This window comes from Longitalea luteola (genome assembly GCF_017356035.1).
Classification (GTDB): domain Bacteria; phylum Bacteroidota; class Bacteroidia; order Chitinophagales; family Chitinophagaceae; genus Niastella; species Niastella luteola.
Window position 1 is genome coordinate 111,434 of sequence record NZ_JAFIQX010000010.1, and the last position, 19,101, is coordinate 130,534.

17 protein-coding genes are annotated in these 19,101 nt (G+C 46.1%); 12 read left to right on the forward strand and 5 right to left on the reverse strand.

Translation table 11 applies throughout. The features are described from left to right. The first annotated feature begins 103 nt into the window (after positions 1–103). The gene (locus tag JUB15_RS21535) at positions 104–2,347 is read left to right on the forward strand and encodes an ATP-binding cassette domain-containing protein (RefSeq protein ID WP_207514725.1); all 2,244 of its coding nucleotides are present in this window, start codon (positions 104–106) and stop codon (positions 2,345–2,347) included. A gap of 70 nt (positions 2,348–2,417) precedes the next feature. Here JUB15_RS21535 and JUB15_RS21540 read toward each other — a convergent pair whose 3' ends face one another. Beyond that, positions 2,418–2,912 (reverse strand): CAP domain-containing protein, encoded by a 495-nt coding sequence (locus tag JUB15_RS21540; protein WP_207514726.1) that lies wholly within the window; start codon positions 2,910–2,912, stop codon positions 2,418–2,420. 291 nt (positions 2,913–3,203) lie between these two features. Between JUB15_RS21540 and JUB15_RS21545 the strand changes: the two genes are divergently transcribed. The 3 genes from JUB15_RS21545 to JUB15_RS21555 all read left to right on the forward strand — a co-directional run bounded on the left by JUB15_RS21545 (position 3,204) and on the right by JUB15_RS21555 (position 7,326). Next, positions 3,204–4,985 carry a tetratricopeptide repeat protein gene (locus JUB15_RS21545; RefSeq protein WP_207514727.1) on the forward strand — a complete coding sequence of 594 codons (1,782 nt, stop codon included), beginning with the start codon at positions 3,204–3,206 and terminating at the stop codon, positions 4,983–4,985. A gap of 93 nt (positions 4,986–5,078) precedes the next feature. Next, positions 5,079–6,359, forward strand: a complete 1,281-nt coding sequence (locus JUB15_RS21550; RefSeq protein WP_207514728.1) for a vanadium-dependent haloperoxidase — start codon at positions 5,079–5,081, stop codon at positions 6,357–6,359. Positions 6,360–6,366: 7 nt separating this feature from the next. Next, a complete protein-coding gene (locus tag JUB15_RS21555) occupies positions 6,367–7,326 on the forward strand; it encodes a homocysteine S-methyltransferase family protein (protein ID WP_207514729.1) in 960 nt (319 codons plus the stop codon). A gap of 101 nt (positions 7,327–7,427) precedes the next feature. Here JUB15_RS21555 and JUB15_RS21560 read toward each other — a convergent pair whose 3' ends face one another. Together JUB15_RS21560 and JUB15_RS21565 are read right to left on the reverse strand one after the other, a co-directional pair. Continuing rightward, positions 7,428–8,669 (reverse strand): MFS transporter, encoded by a 1,242-nt coding sequence (locus tag JUB15_RS21560; protein WP_207514730.1) that lies wholly within the window; start codon positions 8,667–8,669, stop codon positions 7,428–7,430. An 84-nt stretch (positions 8,670–8,753) separates the two neighbouring features. Then, positions 8,754–9,698: a helix-turn-helix domain-containing protein gene (locus tag JUB15_RS21565; RefSeq protein WP_207514731.1), complete on the reverse strand. Its 945-nt coding sequence runs from the start codon at positions 9,696–9,698 to the stop codon at positions 8,754–8,756. Positions 9,699–9,908: 210 nt separating this feature from the next. Here JUB15_RS21565 and JUB15_RS21570 point away from each other — a divergent pair, with 210 nt between their 5' ends. The 5 genes from JUB15_RS21570 to JUB15_RS21590 all read left to right on the forward strand — a co-directional run bounded on the left by JUB15_RS21570 (position 9,909) and on the right by JUB15_RS21590 (position 12,824). After that, positions 9,909–10,478 (forward strand): TetR/AcrR family transcriptional regulator, encoded by a 570-nt coding sequence (locus JUB15_RS21570; RefSeq protein WP_207514732.1) that lies wholly within the window; start codon positions 9,909–9,911, stop codon positions 10,476–10,478. A 76-nt stretch (positions 10,479–10,554) separates the two neighbouring features. Continuing rightward, entirely contained in the window at positions 10,555–10,968 is a 414-nt protein-coding gene (locus JUB15_RS21575) for a nuclear transport factor 2 family protein (protein ID WP_207514733.1), read from the forward strand. 39 nt (positions 10,969–11,007) lie between these two features. Next, positions 11,008–11,370: a DsrE family protein gene (locus JUB15_RS21580; protein WP_207514734.1), complete on the forward strand. Its 363-nt coding sequence runs from the start codon at positions 11,008–11,010 to the stop codon at positions 11,368–11,370. Positions 11,371–11,440: 70 nt separating this feature from the next. Next, the gene (locus tag JUB15_RS21585) at positions 11,441–12,340 is read left to right on the forward strand and encodes a pyridoxamine 5'-phosphate oxidase family protein (protein WP_207514735.1); all 900 of its coding nucleotides are present in this window, start codon (positions 11,441–11,443) and stop codon (positions 12,338–12,340) included. 10 nt (positions 12,341–12,350) lie between these two features. Beyond that, the gene (locus JUB15_RS21590) at positions 12,351–12,824 is read left to right on the forward strand and encodes a nucleoside deaminase (protein WP_207514736.1); all 474 of its coding nucleotides are present in this window, start codon (positions 12,351–12,353) and stop codon (positions 12,822–12,824) included. 19 nt (positions 12,825–12,843) lie between these two features. Here the strand turns inward: JUB15_RS21590 and JUB15_RS21595 are convergent, their stop codons facing one another. Continuing rightward, the gene (locus JUB15_RS21595) at positions 12,844–13,998 is read right to left on the reverse strand and encodes an acetyltransferase domain-containing protein (RefSeq protein WP_207514737.1); all 1,155 of its coding nucleotides are present in this window, start codon (positions 13,996–13,998) and stop codon (positions 12,844–12,846) included. A 230-nt stretch (positions 13,999–14,228) separates the two neighbouring features. Here JUB15_RS21595 and JUB15_RS21600 point away from each other — a divergent pair, with 230 nt between their 5' ends. Further along, on the forward strand, positions 14,229–15,263 hold the full coding sequence (locus JUB15_RS21600) for a sensor histidine kinase (RefSeq protein ID WP_207514738.1): 1,035 nt from the start codon (positions 14,229–14,231) through the stop codon (positions 15,261–15,263). Next, positions 15,260–15,976, forward strand: a complete 717-nt coding sequence (locus tag JUB15_RS21605; RefSeq protein WP_207514739.1) for a LytR/AlgR family response regulator transcription factor — start codon at positions 15,260–15,262, stop codon at positions 15,974–15,976. Before JUB15_RS21600 ends, JUB15_RS21605 begins: the two co-directional genes overlap by 4 nt. 24 nt (positions 15,977–16,000) lie before the next feature. Here the strand turns inward: JUB15_RS21605 and JUB15_RS21610 are convergent, their stop codons facing one another. Continuing rightward, the gene (locus JUB15_RS21610) at positions 16,001–16,477 is read right to left on the reverse strand and encodes an LEA/WHy family protein (RefSeq protein WP_207514740.1); all 477 of its coding nucleotides are present in this window, start codon (positions 16,475–16,477) and stop codon (positions 16,001–16,003) included. Between the two features lie 245 nt (positions 16,478–16,722). Between JUB15_RS21610 and JUB15_RS21615 the strand changes: the two genes are divergently transcribed. Beyond that, the gene (locus JUB15_RS21615; RefSeq protein ID WP_207514741.1) at positions 16,723–19,047 is read left to right on the forward strand and encodes a TonB-dependent receptor; all 2,325 of its coding nucleotides are present in this window, start codon (positions 16,723–16,725) and stop codon (positions 19,045–19,047) included. Positions 19,048–19,101 lie beyond the last annotated feature (54 nt).

The window sequence follows — 19,101 nt, forward strand, 5'->3', positions numbered from 1 at the left end:
CTGTACAATAGCGGAAAGATATTTTTTCCGAAATTACATGCCCTTTTCTTGTTTGGCCTGCCCCAATTGTAGTTACACCATTTACACATAGTTAAAATAAAATATGCAAAAGGAGTACATCGAAATCAAGGGTGCCCGGGAAAATAATCTCAGGAATGTTTCCCTGAAAATCCCCAAACGAACCATCACCATATTTACAGGTGTATCCGGTTCTGGTAAATCATCTATTGTTTTTGACACCATTGCAACGGAAGCACAAAGGCAGCTGTATGAGAACTTCAGCATGTTTGTGCGCAATTTTCTGCCCCGGTATGCGCCGCCGCACGCAGAAGCCATTGAGAATTTAAGCATGGCTATAGTCGTAGATCAAAAAAGGCTGGGCGGTGGTTCTACTTCTACCGTAGGTACCATCACAGATATTGCGCCGGTGCTGCGCTTACTGTATTCACGCATAGGGCAGCCGCATGTTGGTTATTCCAATGCATTTTCATTTAACGATCCGCAGGGCATGTGCCCTGAATGCAGCGGTCTGGGAAAAAAGATGGGTGTTAAAGCTGAATCTTTTCTCGACATGGATAAATCGCTAAAAGAGGGCGCGGTACAGGTGCCGGTCTTTGCTTCGTGGGAAATTGCCATGTATTCGAGTTCCGGCTTTTTTGATGTCGACAAAAAACTCCGGGATTACACACCTGAGGAAATGGACCTGCTGCTGTACAGTAAACCGCAAAAAGTAAAGATGCAGTTTGGTGGCGGTATAATTAATGTTACCTATATGGGTATCATTGAAAAATTCACCAAAGCCTATATCAAACGCGACCTGAAAACACTTTCTGAACGAACACAAAAGAAAGTGGCGCCTTATATCGGCATGCAACCCTGCCCTTTGTGCAAAGGCGCCCGCCTGAGCCAGACAGCATTGAACTGCAAGATCAATGGGAATAACATTGCGAAGCTGAGCGCTATGGAAATTACCGAGCTGATCAGTGAACTGGAGAAGATCAATGATCCGGTGGCGGCGCCCATGTTAAAAACATTACGTGAAAGATTACAGCACCTGGTGGATATCGGTCTTGATTATCTTAGTCTCGACCGTGAGACCAGTACTTTATCGGGTGGTGAATCGCAACGTATTAAAATGGTAAAACACCTGAGCAGCAGCCTGGTTGATGTGATGTACATTTTTGACGAGCCCAGCGTGGGCCTGCATCCGCGCGATGTGCATAGGCTGAACGACCTGTTGAAAAAACTGAGGGATAAAGGCAACACCGTGATTGTGGTGGAGCATGATCCGGATGTTATTAAAATTGCGGATCATATTGTGGATGTAGGTCCGCATGCCGGTAACCGCGGCGGGAATATTGTTTTTGAGGGCAGCTTTGACAACCTGTTGAAAGCCCAGACGCTTACCGGCCGGTTCATGAAACAGCGCATTCCCATTAAAGAAAGTTTCAGGCTGCACACCGGTAAACTACCGGTTCGAAAAGCGCGGGTCAATAATCTGCAAAATGTGAATGTTGATATACCTGCCGGTGTATTGACGGTTGTAACCGGTGTGGCAGGCTCCGGAAAAAGTTCGCTTATTCATCATGTTTTTCTGCAGCAGCATCCTGATGCGATCGTGATCGATCAATCGGCCGTTGGCACCACTTCGCGTTCCAACCCGGCCACTTACACCGGCATAATGGATGATGTGCGCAAAGCATTTGCCGCCGCCAATAACGTCAGCGCCTCCCTGTTCAGCTTCAACTCAAAAGGCGCTTGTGAAAACTGCCAGGGCGCCGGTGTGGTGTACACTGATCTGGCATTCCTGGATGGCATTAAGATACCCTGTGAGATCTGCGAAGGCAAGCGATTTAAAGAAGAAGTACTGGCTTACCAACTGGATGGCAGATCGATTGCAGATGTTTTGAATTTGACCGTCCAGGACGCGCTTGAATTCTTTAAGCAGAAAGAAATTCAAAAGAAGCTGCAGGCCATGAGCGATGTCGGTCTCGATTACCTGACCCTGGGACAGCCATTAAGCACCTTATCGGGCGGGGAATGTCAGCGCATCAAGCTCGCAAGCGAGTTGCATAAAAAAGGAAGTATTTATGTAATGGATGAGCCTACTACTGGTTTGCATATGTCAGACATCGGGCATTTGCTATCTATTATCAACCGCCTGGTGGATGCCGGCAATACCGTCATCATCATTGAACATAATATAAGCATCATTAAAAATGCCGACTGGATCATTGACATGGGCCCTGAGGGCGGCCATAAGGGTGGACAGGTACTGTTTGAAGGAACACCCAAGGAGCTGTTACAGGCGAAGCAGTCAATTACGAGTGCTTATTTGCAAGACTGACCCAATTAAAGCTGATTAAGAGTTACCCCGGCCGGTTAACTGTACCGGCCGGGGATATCGTTGCAAAAAATTAGTTGGAGGCAAAGATCTGTGTAAAATACAGCGTGCCTTTTTTATCGGCAGCAACGCCGATACCAGTCAGGGTATAATCGCCTTCAATGTTTTTTCTATGCATGGCACTCTTCAACCAGTTATCAACCACTTCCTTTGCCGTAGTGCTGCCGAGGGCCACGTTCTCGGCTACGCCTGAAACGCCATTGATAGCGGGCGAAAACCTTTTTACGCGTCCCTGAAAACCATTGTGCCCGAAAGAAGTGCGCCGAGCCGCCATATTTTCACTGTGCTGCTGCGCTTCAGCGCTTATGGCCGCATTCATGGTCAGCGGACGTAAGCCTTTTTTCCTGCGGTAGGCATTAATATATTTTAAGATATCATCCTCCATGCCTGCGCGAACCGTGGCAGCAGTAACATGGGCAGGCGCCGTTTTACCAGGCATTGTTAACGGATGGGAGCTGGCTTCAAAAACAAAAAAAGATAAAAGGGCCGGGAAAAAAATATGCTTCATACTTTAATAGGGTTGACTGGCGGCTATTATGCCAATTTCAGGCCATAAAAATATAAAGGAACATTAATATTGATTTCTGATTTTCGGGATTTTGAGATTTTGGGATTGGCTCAGGTTCAAACTTTCCGATAAATCGCGGAATCTCAAAATCTCTTAATAGGCTGTTTATGAAAGGCAGATCAAAAAACTGACGGCGGTCATGGCAAATGTTAATTTAAAAAAAGTACCCGCTTTGTGTTATTGGCGCTTTTCTTAAATAAAATACTTTTGCACTACCAGTAAAGAACCGGGATGCATGCCAATGACCATATTACGCTCACGATCTTTCCGTTCGAAGACCTTTCGCTGCAAAACGATCTGGGCGTTTTCTGCAGGTCGTTCAGCACCGATCTTATCACCGAGCTATCTCGTTTCCGGCAATTCAGGATCATCAAATTACCTGCTGTTCAAATAGCAGCTGATCCGTCATCAGCCGGTTTACTCGATTCCGTAAGAACCGATTATTTTATCCATGGCACTTTTCGTTGTGAAAAAGAACTGGTGCGCATCAATGTTCAATTGTATAACAGCAACACGCGGCATATGGTGTGGGGCAATCGCCTCGAAGGCAGTTTAACCGGCCTGCACGCCATACAGGACGATCTGCTGGCTGCCATCGTGGGCGTCTTGCAGCACCAGATCAACAACGATCTGCTCACCCGTATGCGCAAAAGACCCAAGGTAGAATTCGGCGCTTATGAACATTGGTTATATGGTATGGAAGAAGTGAAAAAAGGTTCTGTAGAAAGCGACCTCATTGCACGGGAACATTTTCAAAAAGCCCTGGACATACAACCTGATTATGCACTGGCCTATACCGGCATGTCGATGACCTATTTCAATGAATGGAGCTGCCAGTTATGGGAGCGCTGGGATGTGTCGCGCACCGGAGCTTATGAATGGGCGCAAAAAGCCATTGAGCTGGATGATCAGAACCATGTTACTGCCATGGTGATGGGCAAGATCTTCCTGTATGAAGAATCTTATGACACGGCGGAGTTCTACTTCAGAAAATCATTGATGCTGAACCTCAATGATCCCGACACCCATATGCAGATCGCATTATGCTTTTTGTTGCTGGGTAAAGAAAAGGAAGCGCTTGAGATCTATGAGAAAGCCCTTCAATTGCTGCCGCTGCATGCAGATAATTATTTTGTAGTTGGTGTATTCATCTATTTCAGGCAGGGTAATTATGAAAAGGCTGCCTCACTCATAAAACCGGATCAAAAAGCGAAAATTGCGAATGCGGAAGCGTATTACGCCGCCATTCATTATTACCTGCAGCAACCCGAACGCATGCAGTATTACTGGAATTTATACCTGGAAACCTACCGCAAGCTTATCAGCAAAGGCAAAGATTTTCCTTTGCAGGAAGCGATAGACTGGATAACGAAGATCAATCCTTACCGCTATAAAACAAACCTCGATGAGTTTTTGCGGTATATCAGCAATGGCAATTTTCAAATACGGCGCGAACAAAAAACAAAGCCGGCCATTCAACCCGCTGATGATAATTGTTTTCTGAAAGAAACAGCTGCATGGAAGCTTTCCTATGATGGCACCAGGGTACAAATGCCCGAACTGAAGGGCTTTTATGATATTCAGAAAATGCTGCGCGAGCCGCGCCAGCTGTTTCATTGTGCCGAACTTATGGGCAGCAGCGTTAATGACCAGGGCGAGAAACTGATCGATGAAAAAGCCAGAAAGGAATACCAAAAAAAGATCCTCGACCTGCAAATTGACCTGCAGGAGGCAGAACAGCGCAGCGACTATGTACGCATGGAGCAATTACAGGCAGCTTACGACAGGCTGGTAGATCACTTGTCAAAATCATTGGGTCTGAAAGGTAAAGCCAGGGAAACGGGCAGCACAGTAGAGAAGGCACGCTCAGCACTCACCTGGCGCATCCGCAATGCCATTGCACGTATCGAACAACAACATCCTTTGTTGGGCGCCCACCTGTCGAACGCCATTAAGACCGGTATCCTGTGCTCCTACCAGCCGGACCGTGAAATAAGCTGGACTACCTCGTAACGCAAACAGCTGTAAGGTCTATCACAGGGGCTTTCGTGGCCTCACATTGTAAGGCATCAACTTACGCTTCATTGGATACAAAACATATAAAAAATGAAGCACTTAAGAAATTTCGGGTTGATGTTGGGAATGTCAATTTCCCTGTTTACAATTTCCTGTTCAAGGAATAATTACCCTGCTGATCCCATTAAAACCTTACCCAATGATGTAATATTGAAATGGAATGAAGTGGCCTATGAAGGCTTTGGCGGTGTACAGTATCAGCATTCGCTGATGGCCTCGCGCATCAATGCCATGGTGCATATTGCCATGCATGATGCATTGAATGGCGTGTACCCGCGGTACACTACTTATGCATTCACGGGGAAAGATGCCGGCGCCGATCCGGTTGCTGCAGCCGCTAGCGCAGCACATGCAGTACTGCTGCATGAACTGCCGGGTAAAAAAGGTTTTCTTGATTCGGCATGGCAGCAGTCCCTGGCGCCTTTGGCTGATGGCGATGCAAAACAGAGAGGCATTAAGCTGGGAGAAGATGCTGCCCAGGCTATAATTGCCATGCGTGCCGATGATGGTTCTGCAGGCGATCCCATGGTGCCCATAGCGGGTACAGACCTGCCCGGAAAATACCAGGTGGTACCACCATTCAATTTTTGTTTTGCGCCCTATTGGGAAAACATAAAGTTGTTTGGCCTGCAAAAGAAAGATCAGTTTCGCGTAGCGGCGCCACCGGCATTGAACAGCGCAGCCTATGCAACTGCCTTTAATGAAGTAAAGGAAACCGGCAGCCGCAACAGCAGTACCCGTACTGCCGATCAAACGGCCTATGCAAAATTCTGGTATGAATTTTCAGAAGCCGGCTGGAACCGCGTAGCACGCACCGTGGCCATCAATAAAAAATTAAACCTGCTGGAAACTGCGCGCCTGTTTGCCCTGGTTGATATTGCCCTGGCAGATGCTTATACAGCAGGCTGGGATTCGAAGGCGCATTATAATTTCTGGCGCCCGTATACCGCTATTCATTTTGCTGCCGCTGATGGCAATGATCAAACAACCGCAGATGAGCAATGGCTGCCTTGTGAGAACACACCGCCTGTACAGGATTATCCGAGTACCCACAGCGCCTTAGGCAATGCGGCCGCAACCGTGCTGGCAAGGTTATTGGGCGATCATACAAATTTTACCATGAGCTCGCCAACCGCATTCCCTGCCGGCAGTACAAGAAGTTTCAGCAGCTTCAGCCAGGCTGCCAAAGAAAATGCCGATTCAAGAGTAAGAGCGGGTATTCACTTCCGTTTTGCCTGCGAAGCCGGACTGGAATTGGGACATAATGTCGGCGATTGGATTGTAAACAATTATTGTAAACCTATAAACTGAATGAGCAATGGAAACCACCAATCACCCATCGCCTGTTTTCAGCCAGAAATTGTACCTAACAGATGGTGGACTGGAAACAACTTTGATTTTTAACCAGGGCATACCATTGAATTCTTTTGCCGCTTTTGAATTGTTAACCGATGAAAAAGGGCGGCAGGCCTTAGCCACCTACTACCAGCCATACCTGGCGCTGGCAGAACAATACAGGATGGGGTTTGTAATGGAGTCGCCAACCTGGCGCGCCAGCTCCGATTGGGGTTTTAAACTCGGATACACACACGATGAATTGTTCGCGTTGAACAGGCAATCGATCCAATTCATTCGCGCGCTGGCAGCGCCTTATAAAACCACACTGCCACATATAATCATAAGCGGTAACATTGGCCCCAGAGGCGATGGCTATAAAGCCGAAAACCAAATGACGGCCGAACAGGCAAAAATGTATCACCTGGAACAGGTGAAAGCATTTGCCCTGGCCGATGCAGATATAATAACAGCCGTTACCATCACCTATAGTGATGAAGCGATCGGTATCATTCAGGCGGCACAGTCATTCCGGCTCCCGGTAGTCATTTCTTTTACGGTGGAAACCGATGGCCGCTTACCGGGCGGTGAATTGTTACGGGAAGCCATTGAGAGAACAGATCAGGCAACGGCGTCTTACGCGGGGCATTATATGATCAATTGCGCTCATCCGCAACATTTCTTACACCAACTCGAAGAAGCCGGTGACTGGAAAAACAGGATTGGCGGCATCAGGGCCAACGCGTCCCTCAAAAGCCATGCAGAGCTGGATGAATCGGAAACGCTCGACACCGGTGACAAATGCCTGCTGGCCGAAGGATATATGCAACTGTTTCAACTGCTGCCCGCGCTGAAGGTGATCGGTGGTTGCTGCGGCACTGATCATACGCATATTGAAGAAATATGTAAAACGCTGGAAGAACAGGAAGCTTTGAAAGTATAGGGAATGTATAGCCATGAAATGTGACCTGTTACAGCAGCCTGTATATAAAAAAGTCCCTGGCTACACCAGGGGCTTTTTTTAATGTTCTCTTATATTATACATTATGCTGCCGCCACTGCTGTCTCGGTTTCCGCTACAGCTTTGTTATTCGGCACGCTTTCATGCACCAGCCATTTTGTTTTTACAATTATAAGCAAAGTACCTATCGCCAGCACTCCATAACCAATACCTAAAACAGTTTGGTTGGTTATTGTTAAGGTATTAACCAGTAATGAGCTTAAAATAGAAGTTACTACCGAAAAACCACCACCTACCAAGCCGGCCGCTTTACCGGCATATTCCGGAAAACGGGTAAGCGTGTACGACATGAGGTTATTAAAGATAAACCCGCCCGTACTATGTAACAGGAATACATACAGCAGCAGGGTAGGTAAACTTTGATGATAAAAACTAAGGGTTATCAACAATACCACCGATACTATTTGCAAAGCCGAAGCGAATATCAGTTTCTTTATAAATGGTTTTTTGATCAGAATTCTTGAAAGCGTGCCGCCGGTCAAAACCGAGAGCCCCGAAAAAAGCGCACAGTATCCTGTTACTTCGGGAGAAAAATGTAAACGTTGCTCTATTAAAAACGGACTGGCCATTCCATATAACAATATCATGGCGTAGGCAAGGCCCAGTATGATCATGCCGGCCGTGAAATCCCTGGTCTTCACCATTTTTCCATAACTGTCGAGTATATTCTTAATGCTTAATGGCTGCGCCTGTTTCTGGGATTCACCGCCAATGAAAATCTCTATTAAAAAGAACACAAAGCTGAAAATGCCCAGGAAGATAAAATTGGAGGTCCAGCCCCAGGTTGTTTGAAAAAAGCCACCCAGGAAAGGCGCCACTATGGGCCCGATGGCCCAGATCACGGAGAACAGGCTGGTATATTTCTTCAGTTGTTCACCGCTGTATACGTCAACAAAGAACGATCGTTTGCTTACGACAATAACCGCCACCGTAAAGCCCTGAATGATCCGCATGGCATAGATAACCGCTATACTGCCCGACCAGGCGATGCTAAAACTTGCAGCGCTGAACACCAGCATGCTGATGATAGTTGGCCAGTAACGTCCGTAGCTATCCAGCAGGCCGCCCACAATTAATTGTGAAACGCCATAGCTGATGATGAACAGGGAAAGTGTTAATTGAATAGATGCAGGTGTGGTCTGCAATTGCACTGCCATATCAGGCAGTGATGGAATAAAGACGTCCATAGCAAATCCAGACAAAGGAATCAGGCTCAATGCAACATAGGTGTTAGACCGTATCCGGGATTCTGTTAAATTCCTCATGGGTGATCTGTTTATTTGGTCATATAAAGGTAGATCACCCGGCGCCTGTCACGATTATACCAATCAAAGAGGTTATTATACAAATCAAAGGTGAGCAGGAACGGCGGCATTTTGCTGCCTGAACTCCAGGGGCGTAACGGATGTAAATTGTTTAAAGTACTTGTTGAAGTGGGAAGGGTATTCAAAGCCAAGCGCATAACCGATCTCAGCAATGTTCCAGCTGGTGTTGCGCAATAATGCTTTTGCCTCGGTAACAATCCGTTCCTGGATAATATTACGGGTTGATTTACCCGAATGCTTTTTCACCGTACTGTTCAAATGGTTCACGTGCACATGCAACAGGTCGGCGAAATGAGCGGGGGTCAATAATTTCAATGAATTCTCGGGGGAGTCAACCGGAAATTGCTGGTTCAGCAGGGAATAAAAAGCATTCACCAGTCTGTCGTGCACCACAGCCGGCTGAAACAACTGCTCCTGCTGCAACCGCACGCCTTCATGAATGATCAATTGTAAAATATTACGGATCATATCCCATTTAAAAGGATAGTCCGACTCCTGCAAGCGCTGCATTTCGGTGAAGTAGTTATTCAATCTGTCCCTTTCCGCTTCTGTAAGCGCTACTACGGGAAACAAAGTGGGATTGAACAAAGGACTTGCATACTGAACATCAGGTTGTATTTGCCCTTCTATAAATTGCTTATTGAATATACATCCGTACCTGCTCACGGAGGTAAAGGAAATTTCAATGGAAGCAGGCACCGATGGATGCGTAAATATAAGACAGGGTGGATGCAGGTTGATCTCCTGGTCGTTGTAGATCAGGGTGCCCTTGCCCCGGCCTGCGCCGCTGCTTAAACAGATCTTGTAATAGTCGCGCCGGTTAAAAGGAGTTTTGCGGGTTGGCCCCGTCGTGGGCTTCACGCAAAAATGCCCCACGCCATTGGCTACCGTTAACAAACCTGTAGGTACCGGCTGACCTGTTCTTTCATAATATTGTATAAGACTTTCGGTGGGGATCTGTTTATCCATGGTATCATTAATTAAATGACTGCAAAGACAGTGTCTTATATAAATCAAAGGTAATAACAATCGGCGAAACCAGTTTGTTAACGATATTCCGCGGCTGAGCCCGATCCATGCGGTCACTCAGGTGATCCGGGCTATTGATGGCATAGAAGAAAATAGACAGATTTGTCTATATCAAAAGTCTTACCTACCTTAGCCGCAGATTCATCATTCATGAGTAAGTCGGGTCCAAGAGAACGCATATTAGAAACTGCCGCCCGGTTGTTTTATACCCAGGGGTATAATAATACCGGCATCAACCAGATCCTGGAAGAAGCCAAGGTGGCCAAAGCCAGCCTGTACCAGCATTTCGGATCGAAAGATGAACTGGGTGTTCACTATTTAAAAGCAGGGCGTGAGGAATGGTTTGGCGGTTTAAAAAAATGGACCAGCGCGAAAAATACGCCAGTACAAAAATTGCTGGCCTGTTTCGATCATCTTGAATATGCCTTACAGCAACACCATTTCCTGGGCTGCAAATTCATCAATATGCTGTCGGAAATTGGTGAATCCAGTCCATTAATGTCAAAAGAAATTATTGAGCACAAGGGTAAACTGCGCGAGTTTATGAAAGGTTTTGTTACAGCAGCTTTACAGGGAAAGCCGGCAGATGAGATAGAGATGATCGGCGACTCCATTTACCTGCTGTACGAAGGCGCCATAGTAGAATCGAAGATCTATAAAGAAACCTGGCCCGTTAAAAGGTCAAAGAAAATGATCAAGGCGCTGCTGGCTGATACCTAAAATTTTTTGCCCTGAAAATAGACAGACCTGTCTGTTCTATCAACGGAAACGATCACTCACTTAAAAACATAGTACCATGGAAAAAAGATTTCCATTACCACCATTCACCAAAGAAACCGCCCTGCAGAAAGTGCAGGCTGCTGAAGACGCCTGGAACACGCGCAACCCTGAAAAAGTAAGCCTTGCTTATACCGTTAATACAGAGTGGCGTAACCGGTCGGAATTCATAAATGGAAGAGAAGAAGTGCGCCGCTTCCTCGAGCGCAAATGGGAAAAGGAACTGGATTATAAACTGAAAAAAGAACTATGGGCTTTTACAGACAACAGAATTGCGGTTCGCTTTGAATATGAATGGCATGATGCTTCCGGGCAATGGTACCGCTCTTACGGCAACGAAAACTGGGAGTTTGATGCAAACGGTTACATGGAAAAACGATATGCCAGCATCAATGATATTTCCATTAAAGAAGAAGACAGAAAATTCAGATAGAATATAATTATCTCATTAACCAAATAACACATTAATACAATGAAAACAGCTGTATTGGTTTTCTCTGATCCAAAAACGGGTTCAGAAGAGTCACTGGGCCGCCTGTATAATGCGCTGGCCACTGTTTATGAATACAAATCTGCCGGCGAAGAAGTATCGCTGTACTTCCAGGGAACAGGCACCCGCTGGCCCGAACAACTTCAAAAGACCGATCATCCGGCACACCAGTTATTCAAAGCCATTGAAGACAAAGTAGCAGGTATCTCCTGTGGCTGTGCCGACGTATTTGGCGCCAACGCTTCAGGCTTCGATCTTATCAAAGACAACCAGGTGCCTGGCACAACAGGTTTGCCCAGCCTGGTGCAAATGCAAAAAGAAGGTTTTAATATTCTCAGTTTTTAAATCAAAAAGCGCTCAATGCGGGCGCTTTCCTTCCTGTTTTATTGCTACACGAACCGCTAATAAATTTCTTATGTATCACGAAGGAGAACTGGAAGCACAACAAAGAGCCGGTGAACGGCACATGGCTGAGCGGAATGGGAAAGCGATGGCCAATCAAATTATTCCGGGCGCTATTAATTTTATTGAAAGGCAGGCTTTCTTTATCATAAGCACCCGGAATAACAAAGGCGAACTATTTGTTTCCGCCCTGTCAGGTGAAGAAGGATTCCTGAAAGTGACCAGCTTTGTAACGATTGAGATCAACACCAACCTGGTCAATTCCAATCCGGCAGATCCGTTCTGGAGCAACATTGTAGAACAGGCGAAAACAGGGTTGCTATTTATTGAACCTGCTACCCGAAGGCGGTTCCGCGTCAATGGCACAATAGAGCAGGAAAATGACCTGTTGCGGATTGTCGTAGATCAGGCGTATCCTAATTGCCCCAAATTCATTCAGCAAAGGCAGGTGTTGAAAACCGGTAAACCGGGCTATGAACGCCCGGAAGAACGGGGCACGGTGCTGCCGCCTGATCTGCATGAGATGATACGAACGGCTGATACATTTTTTGTGGCCAGCGCCAGTAACAAAGGCGACATGGATGCTTCGCACCGCGGAGGCGCGCCGGGATTTGTTTCCATTCAGCAGGATGGCTCCCTGCTTATTCCCGATTATAAGGGGAACAGTCTTTTCAATACGTTTGGTAATTTTATCACCAACCCTAAAGCCGGCCTGTTGTTTATTGATTTTGAAAAGCACCGTACCCTGCAGCTCACCGGTTCGGTTGAAATACTATGGGACCACGAAGACGCACAATCAATAAGCGGCGGCACCGGAAGATACTGGATGTTCTTTCCGGCTGAGTGGATCCTTTTGGAAAACCTGAAAGGGTTTGACTGGAATTTTATGGAATACTCGCCCTTTAATCCGTAACGTCATTAATTTGAATGCATCACTGAATTATATGCAAATGAACGATCACTTTTTTATGCAACGCTGCCTGCAGCTGGCAGCGGAGGCAAAAAAGAATGGCAAAACAGCGGTAGGCGCAGTAATGGTAAAAGATAACAACATCATAGCAGAAGGCTGGGAAGGAGAAAGCCTGCTTCCCGACATACTTGGCCATGCGGAGATCGTTGCCATCGTAAAAGCCATTGAAAAACTGAATACGAAAGACCTGAGCCTTTGCACTATGTACACAACGGTAGAACCATGTTTCATGTGCAGTTATTTGATCAGGGAAACACAGATCGCCCGAGTAGTTTTTGGAGCAAAGGCAGGCGACATCGGCGGCGTGCACTCCAATTTCCCATTGCTGGGCACAACCGCCATTGGCAGGTGGAAAAAGTCTGTAGCCACTGAAGGAGGAATGCTGGAAAAAGAATGTTTACAATTCCTCCAAAAAGTAAAAGGATAACGCGCGTACCGTATCCCGGTCACAGATACCGCAACCACTTTTTCCCTTTATTATTTTCCTTATAGCCAGCATACCATTTGCAAAGCGGGTACATAACGGCAACGATGGCCAGCCATACCACATAAATGGCCCAAAGGTCCAGCCCGCTGCCGGATTTAGGCCTGCCGAAATTAAATCCGAATACCATGTCGGCGCTTGTAAATCCCTGCATATACACCATGACAAACACAAGTAGATGTATAATGTAAAAATGGATCAAAAAATAAAACAAGGGTACCTTTCCATAAATGCTGATGACTTCTGTTAGTTTGTTCCTTATTCCCTGCAGCGCGCAGGTGAGCAGAAACAGGACGCCCACGAACAACAGGCAGAACTGCAGGGAAGGCGGATATTTGGTCACGTTCATAAAAGAAAGAAAAGTATACACGCCATTTTTCTGCGTTGCCCATGGCACTGGATCTCCGTAAATATTCAGGACCCGCAAAAGAATAAATAATCCCATCGAAGCAATACCCACTTTTAAAAAGAATGGCTTTGGCGTTTCCATCGCAAAGAATCGGCCTGCGGCAAATCCGGTGAGCAAAATGCCCAGCCAGGGAACAGGCGGATACGTCATAATAAACAAACGATCGCCCGCAAATGGAAAGGCGCCGGGTGCAAAGAACGGCATCAGTATTTTTTTAAATAAAGCTGTTTCTGATCCAGGCACCAATGGCGCCAGGTTGTGAAGAAAAAGGATCGACAACCCGATGATGCCGATTGTTCTTAAAGAACAAGTAAGCAATAAAGCAAGGATAATAAAACCAAATCCTATGGTTGCAATAACCTCAAAGATCAATATTTTAAAATGGATGTCGAACAACAGTCCAAAATTTACCAGGGTAAACTCCAATACGATCAGCCACAAACCTCTTGTAAGCAAAAACCTGCGGCTTGCCCGAATATCCTGCCGGCTCTTCATGGAAAGAAATGCTGAGGTCCCTGACAGAAAAACAAAGGTAGGCGCACACAAATGGGTGATCCAACGGGTAAAAAACAATGCCGGCGTGGTAGTCTTTAAGTTCGTGGGCAGATCGGTGAGGGATGTAGTATGTAACAGGTCTCTGACATGGTCAAGCGCCATTATGATCATTACGATGCCGCGAATAAGGTCAATGCTGTAAATTCTTTTCATGCAATAAAGATTATATAATACCTGGGGAACAACAATGAAGACCCAGTGCAACACAAACCAAATTTATCGGTTCCTGGCTAAACCACCCCTTTCAAATCGGCCAACACCTGACGAAACTATACACGGTAGTTGGTCTGAATATTCCGCCGTTGGTCGAAATTGTTTTGTATTGGGAAAACGGTATCTATTAATTCCTAAGTTTGTCAGGAAATAGGAAGGAGATCCCTAATATGAAAAAGCTAAACAGGGAGATAACTTTCAACCTGGTGTTCTGGCTGCTTTATTTCCTGTACGAGTGGTTTGGACTGGCCGCCCTTTCAGGTGAATACAGCAGTTACCTGATAAACGCATGCATGGCCTTACCACTGGCGTTTATCGTTTCATACCTCACGGTTCACGTATTCATAACGAAATATTACAATCATGGCAAAAAAGCGCAATTCTGGATCCTGCAGATCGCCGTTTCATTGGTGCTGCTATTGTGCAGGCGATTGATCAACTATTACATCATCTATCCAGCGTATTTTCCCCAAGCGCAACATGTGCCTTTATTCTCATTCGGCAAACTGATCGTAGAGCTGGTTAATTTATACGTGATCGTAGGCGTGTATGCATTGTTTTATTTTGTAAGATCATGGTACGAAGAACGGCAGAAAGCGCAAAGCCTGCTGCAGGAGAAAACGGTAGCTGAGCTGGAACTGTTAAAATCCCAGGTACAACCGCACTTTATTTTTAACGCGCTCAACAATATCTATGGCACCGCTTTAAAAACAAGTCCGGAAACCGCCAGGCTGATCTCCCATTTATCTAATTTGCTTGACTACAACCTGTACGAAGCTAAATACCCCTTCGTTTCGCTGGTTGCCGAGATCGCTTATGTAAAGCATTATGTTGAACTGCAAAAGAACCGGTATGGCAGCAAACTCGACGTTTCCGTAAACATCTACGACGAAATAAGCGACCTCTATATTGCACCTCTTCTTTTACTTCCATTGATTGAAAACAGTTTTAAACATGGCATCGCCAATGCCATCAGGGGAGGCTGGATAAGGGTGGATGTTGCCAGAGCGGCTGATCATTTCTCTATCAAAATTGAAAATAGTATGGAAGAAAAAGCCGGGCTGAATGATGCCAGGAATGGAGGCATTGGAATTAAAAATGTACAAACAAGATTAAACCTTATTTATCCGCAGGCACACGAATTTAAAATTGTTAAAGAACCCCATTCGTACCTGGCAGTACTAAAAATAAAGATATCAAAATGATAAAATGCATTGTGATCGATGATGAACAACCGGCCAGGGAACTGATCACCCTTCATTGTTCCACCCTGCATGATTTTCGGGTGCTGGCTACCTTTGACAATGCGTTGGATGGTTTTAACTTTCTGCAAAAGAACGCCATTGATCTGCTGTTCCTGGATATTCAAATGCCCAGGGTTACGGGGCTGGAACTGATCAGATCATTGAAAGTATGCCCGAAGATCATACTCACTACTGCTTACCGCGATTATGCAGTGGAGGCTTTTGAACTGGACGTGATGGATTATCTAATCAAGCCGGTTACCCGGGAGCGCTTCATGAAAGCCATTTCCAGATTCAATTTCTACAATCATACCCGTGTTGAAAAAGCTACCACTACAAACAGTTATGACGAAGCTTATATATTCCTGAAAGTCGGTAAGGGACAGATCAAACTCTACCTAAAAGACATTCTATACATTGAAGGGCTTAAGGATTTCATAAAAGTTCATACGGTGCAAAAGGTGGTGGTCGCCTCCGAAAGGCTTAGCTATATGGAAGACAAATTGCCTGAAAACAAGTTTGCCCGGCTGCATAAATCATTTATTGCTGCCATTGACAAGATCACCGGTGTTCAGGCTGAGCAGATCAGCATCGGAAGCGCCACCATTCCAATAGGTCGTGTATATAAAAATGAGTTTCTGAAAAAAGTGCTCCTGAACCCAAAAGGTCATTAAAACCTTTTCTCATGGCACCCGCCATTAACGGGTAACAAGGGCTCTTAACTTGTCTAAATTTTGCAGCTGCTCATATTTGATCGGAATTTCTTTTGAAATGCCTGATTTTTTTACAAAGGCCAGGCCTTCCACGCGCACCAATGCTTCTTTCTTTTTGTAAATGTCACCCTGGTTCTTAATGGCGTTGATATTATCGATCTTAAGGGTAACAGGCAGCACAAACTCCGACATCTTCCTTACCTGTACGCCTTCATTCAGCTGAAAGCTTCCAAAATAAACATTGTCGACATACACATCACCCCTTGCATTGGAAAGCTGAATGCCAAAATTGTTCGGGTTATAATAGACCATGTCGGCTCCGGCTGTTGTCTTCAACAACCCAACCTCAATAAGCCGCACGGCGCCAATGTCCCTGAATTCGGGCTGACTTACATTTCGGGTGCTTTGACAGGCAGTAAAAACAAAGGCTACAGCAAGGAGGAGTGTAGTAGCTATTTTCATGTTAATTCATTTAACAGTAATAAAATAATTGTCTGATATAGACTGGAAACTTTCAGACCGGTTTAGGTTAAGAGATCCTCAAAAAAGCGTTTTAACAATGCTTTGCAGTATGCCGCATGGCTTTTTTATGGCAGACGCCGCTACCATTCCCTGATTTTTCCGCAATTCGAAATCATTTTTCCCGATCGCAACAGCGTTTCCGTGGAATATTGACTCATTTTGCAGACCCTAAAAGTCAATTGGTAATGAAGCGGTTTTTTTTGTTCTTTCTGTCATTTTTGACGTTTTTTCAACTCCAGGCCCAGGATAAAGGACATGGCTCTTTAAAAGGCACAGTTCATACAGCAAAAGGAGAAGGCATGCCGAATGCAACGATTTCCGTAAAACAGAATGCCGGCGCCATGACCGATTCAACCGGCCGGTTCCTGCTGACGGGCCTGCCTGCCGGGCGCCAGGAGGTGCTTATCAGTTCAGCAGGTTATGCCACACGCACTATCACCGTTAATATTCATGAAGGAAAAGAGACGACTATCGATATCTCCCTTGAACCTCAGGGATTTCTGAATGAAGTGGTGATCACCGCAGGCCGTAAGGTCGAAAGCATCAAGGAAGTGCCTTCTTCCGTAACCATTCTGCAAGCCAAACAGATCAGGGAGCAGGCGGCCATCAACCCGAATATTACTTCCATACTCGGTAATACAGTTCCGGGCCTCGGCACTTTTACGAATAAAGCGACAAATGCCGGACAAACCCTGCGTGGCCGTTCTGTACTGGTGCTCATCGACGGCATCCCACAATCTACCCCGCTGATGAATGGCAGCCGCGATCTGCGGACCATTGATCCTGCCATCATTGAGCGCGTGGAAGTTATCAAAGGCGCTACCTCCATTTACGGCAATGGCTCCGGCGGTGGTATCATCAACATGATCACTAAAAAGCCCGAGGGTGGAAAAGCCATCAGCGGAGAAACGCAGATCAGCACCGATGGCAACCTTGTACACGGAAGCAGCACCATGGGTTACCGGGCATCACAAACCCTGCATGGAACAATAAAAAAATTCTCCTACGTAGTTAGCGGTGTATACCAGCAAACAGGCGCATTAAAAGATGCCGATGGAAATGTTATCGCCCAGCCTGACGGGCTCAGCGAAACAAAGCTTTACAATATCTTCGGCAAACTGAGTTACAAGATCACCGATAACCAGGAAATAACCGCCTCTTACAATTTTTTCAGCAGCCGCCAATACGCCGAATTCATTAACATGGCAGGCGTTTATGGTCAATTACCTGCCGTTGGTGTACGCGGTGACGATCCGGGAGAAGCTGCAGGCACACCGCACAATCATAATCTATATCTTAACTACCGGGCCACCAAACTACCCGCCAACAGCAGCCTGGAGGTTATGGTGTACGACCACCGCTTTCAGTCGCTGAACCGCTATGTAGAAAAGAGCACCGCCTGGTATGGACCTGGACAAACGTATATTCAATCTGAAAAAAGAGGAGCACGCGCCAACCTGAACACCCCCTGGAAATTGAAAGGTATATCGGGCGATGTTACTTATGGTTTGGATGTACTAAAAGACATGACCAACCAGGTATTGACAGATGGCCGCGTGTATATCCCCGACATGAACATGTTTAACATTGCGCCTTTCGCCCAGGTGAAGATCGATATCAAAGACTTCGTTATTAAAGGGGGTATCCGTTATGAAGACGCCAACATTAAAGTAAAAGATTTCAATACTATTGCAAAAGGACCTAATGGTGAAGGAAGCATTGCCGTTAAAGGGGGAAAATTGAATTATAACGCCACCATGTTCAACGCCGGCGTACGCTATACCCGCTTTGCATTCTTCAACCCATTTGTAAGTTTCTCCCAGGCTTTTGGTTTGAACGAACTTGGCCGTGTGCTGCGCACTGCGAAAGAGAACACACTCGACCAGATCACGACAGATCCGGTGATCACCAATAATTATGAAGCAGGTTTCAGCAGCCAGTTAGGACCTGTTAGCTTTACGGCAGCGTATTTTGTCAGTACATCAAAACTCGGAGCGAACCTTGTAGAAGAGAACGGCATGTTCGTAACACAACGCGAACCTGAAAAAGTGTACGGTTATGAATTCGTTGCCGAAGCCAGCATCATTAAGAACCTGCGCGCCGGTGGCAGCCTGTCATACGTAGAAGGTAAAGCAGAAAAAGAAGATGGCAGTGAAGTGTATATGAACGGCGAGCGTATCATGCCGCTGAAAGCAACCGGGTTCATTAACTATTCCCCTGTTCCTGCACTACAATTACAGTTGTCTGCAGTTCATACAGGCAGCCGCAATCGCTTTCAGCCCCGCAGTAATGGTGTGTATGGCTTGAGTGAAGGCCCTGTTAAGCCGGTGACCTATTTCAACTTCAATGCCGGTTACAGGATCAACAGCTCCTTCAACCTGGCCATGGGTATCGAAAATCTCTTCAATCAATCTTATTATCCGCCCAGAAGCCAGTACCGGGTTCAGGACGTTGAATATGTTCAGGGAAATGGCGCCCGCTATAATCTTAGCCTGGGCTTTAGATTTTAAACTACAATGGCAAATGATGAGCAAGGGTGTTCCGCCAACCGGGGCACCCTTGCT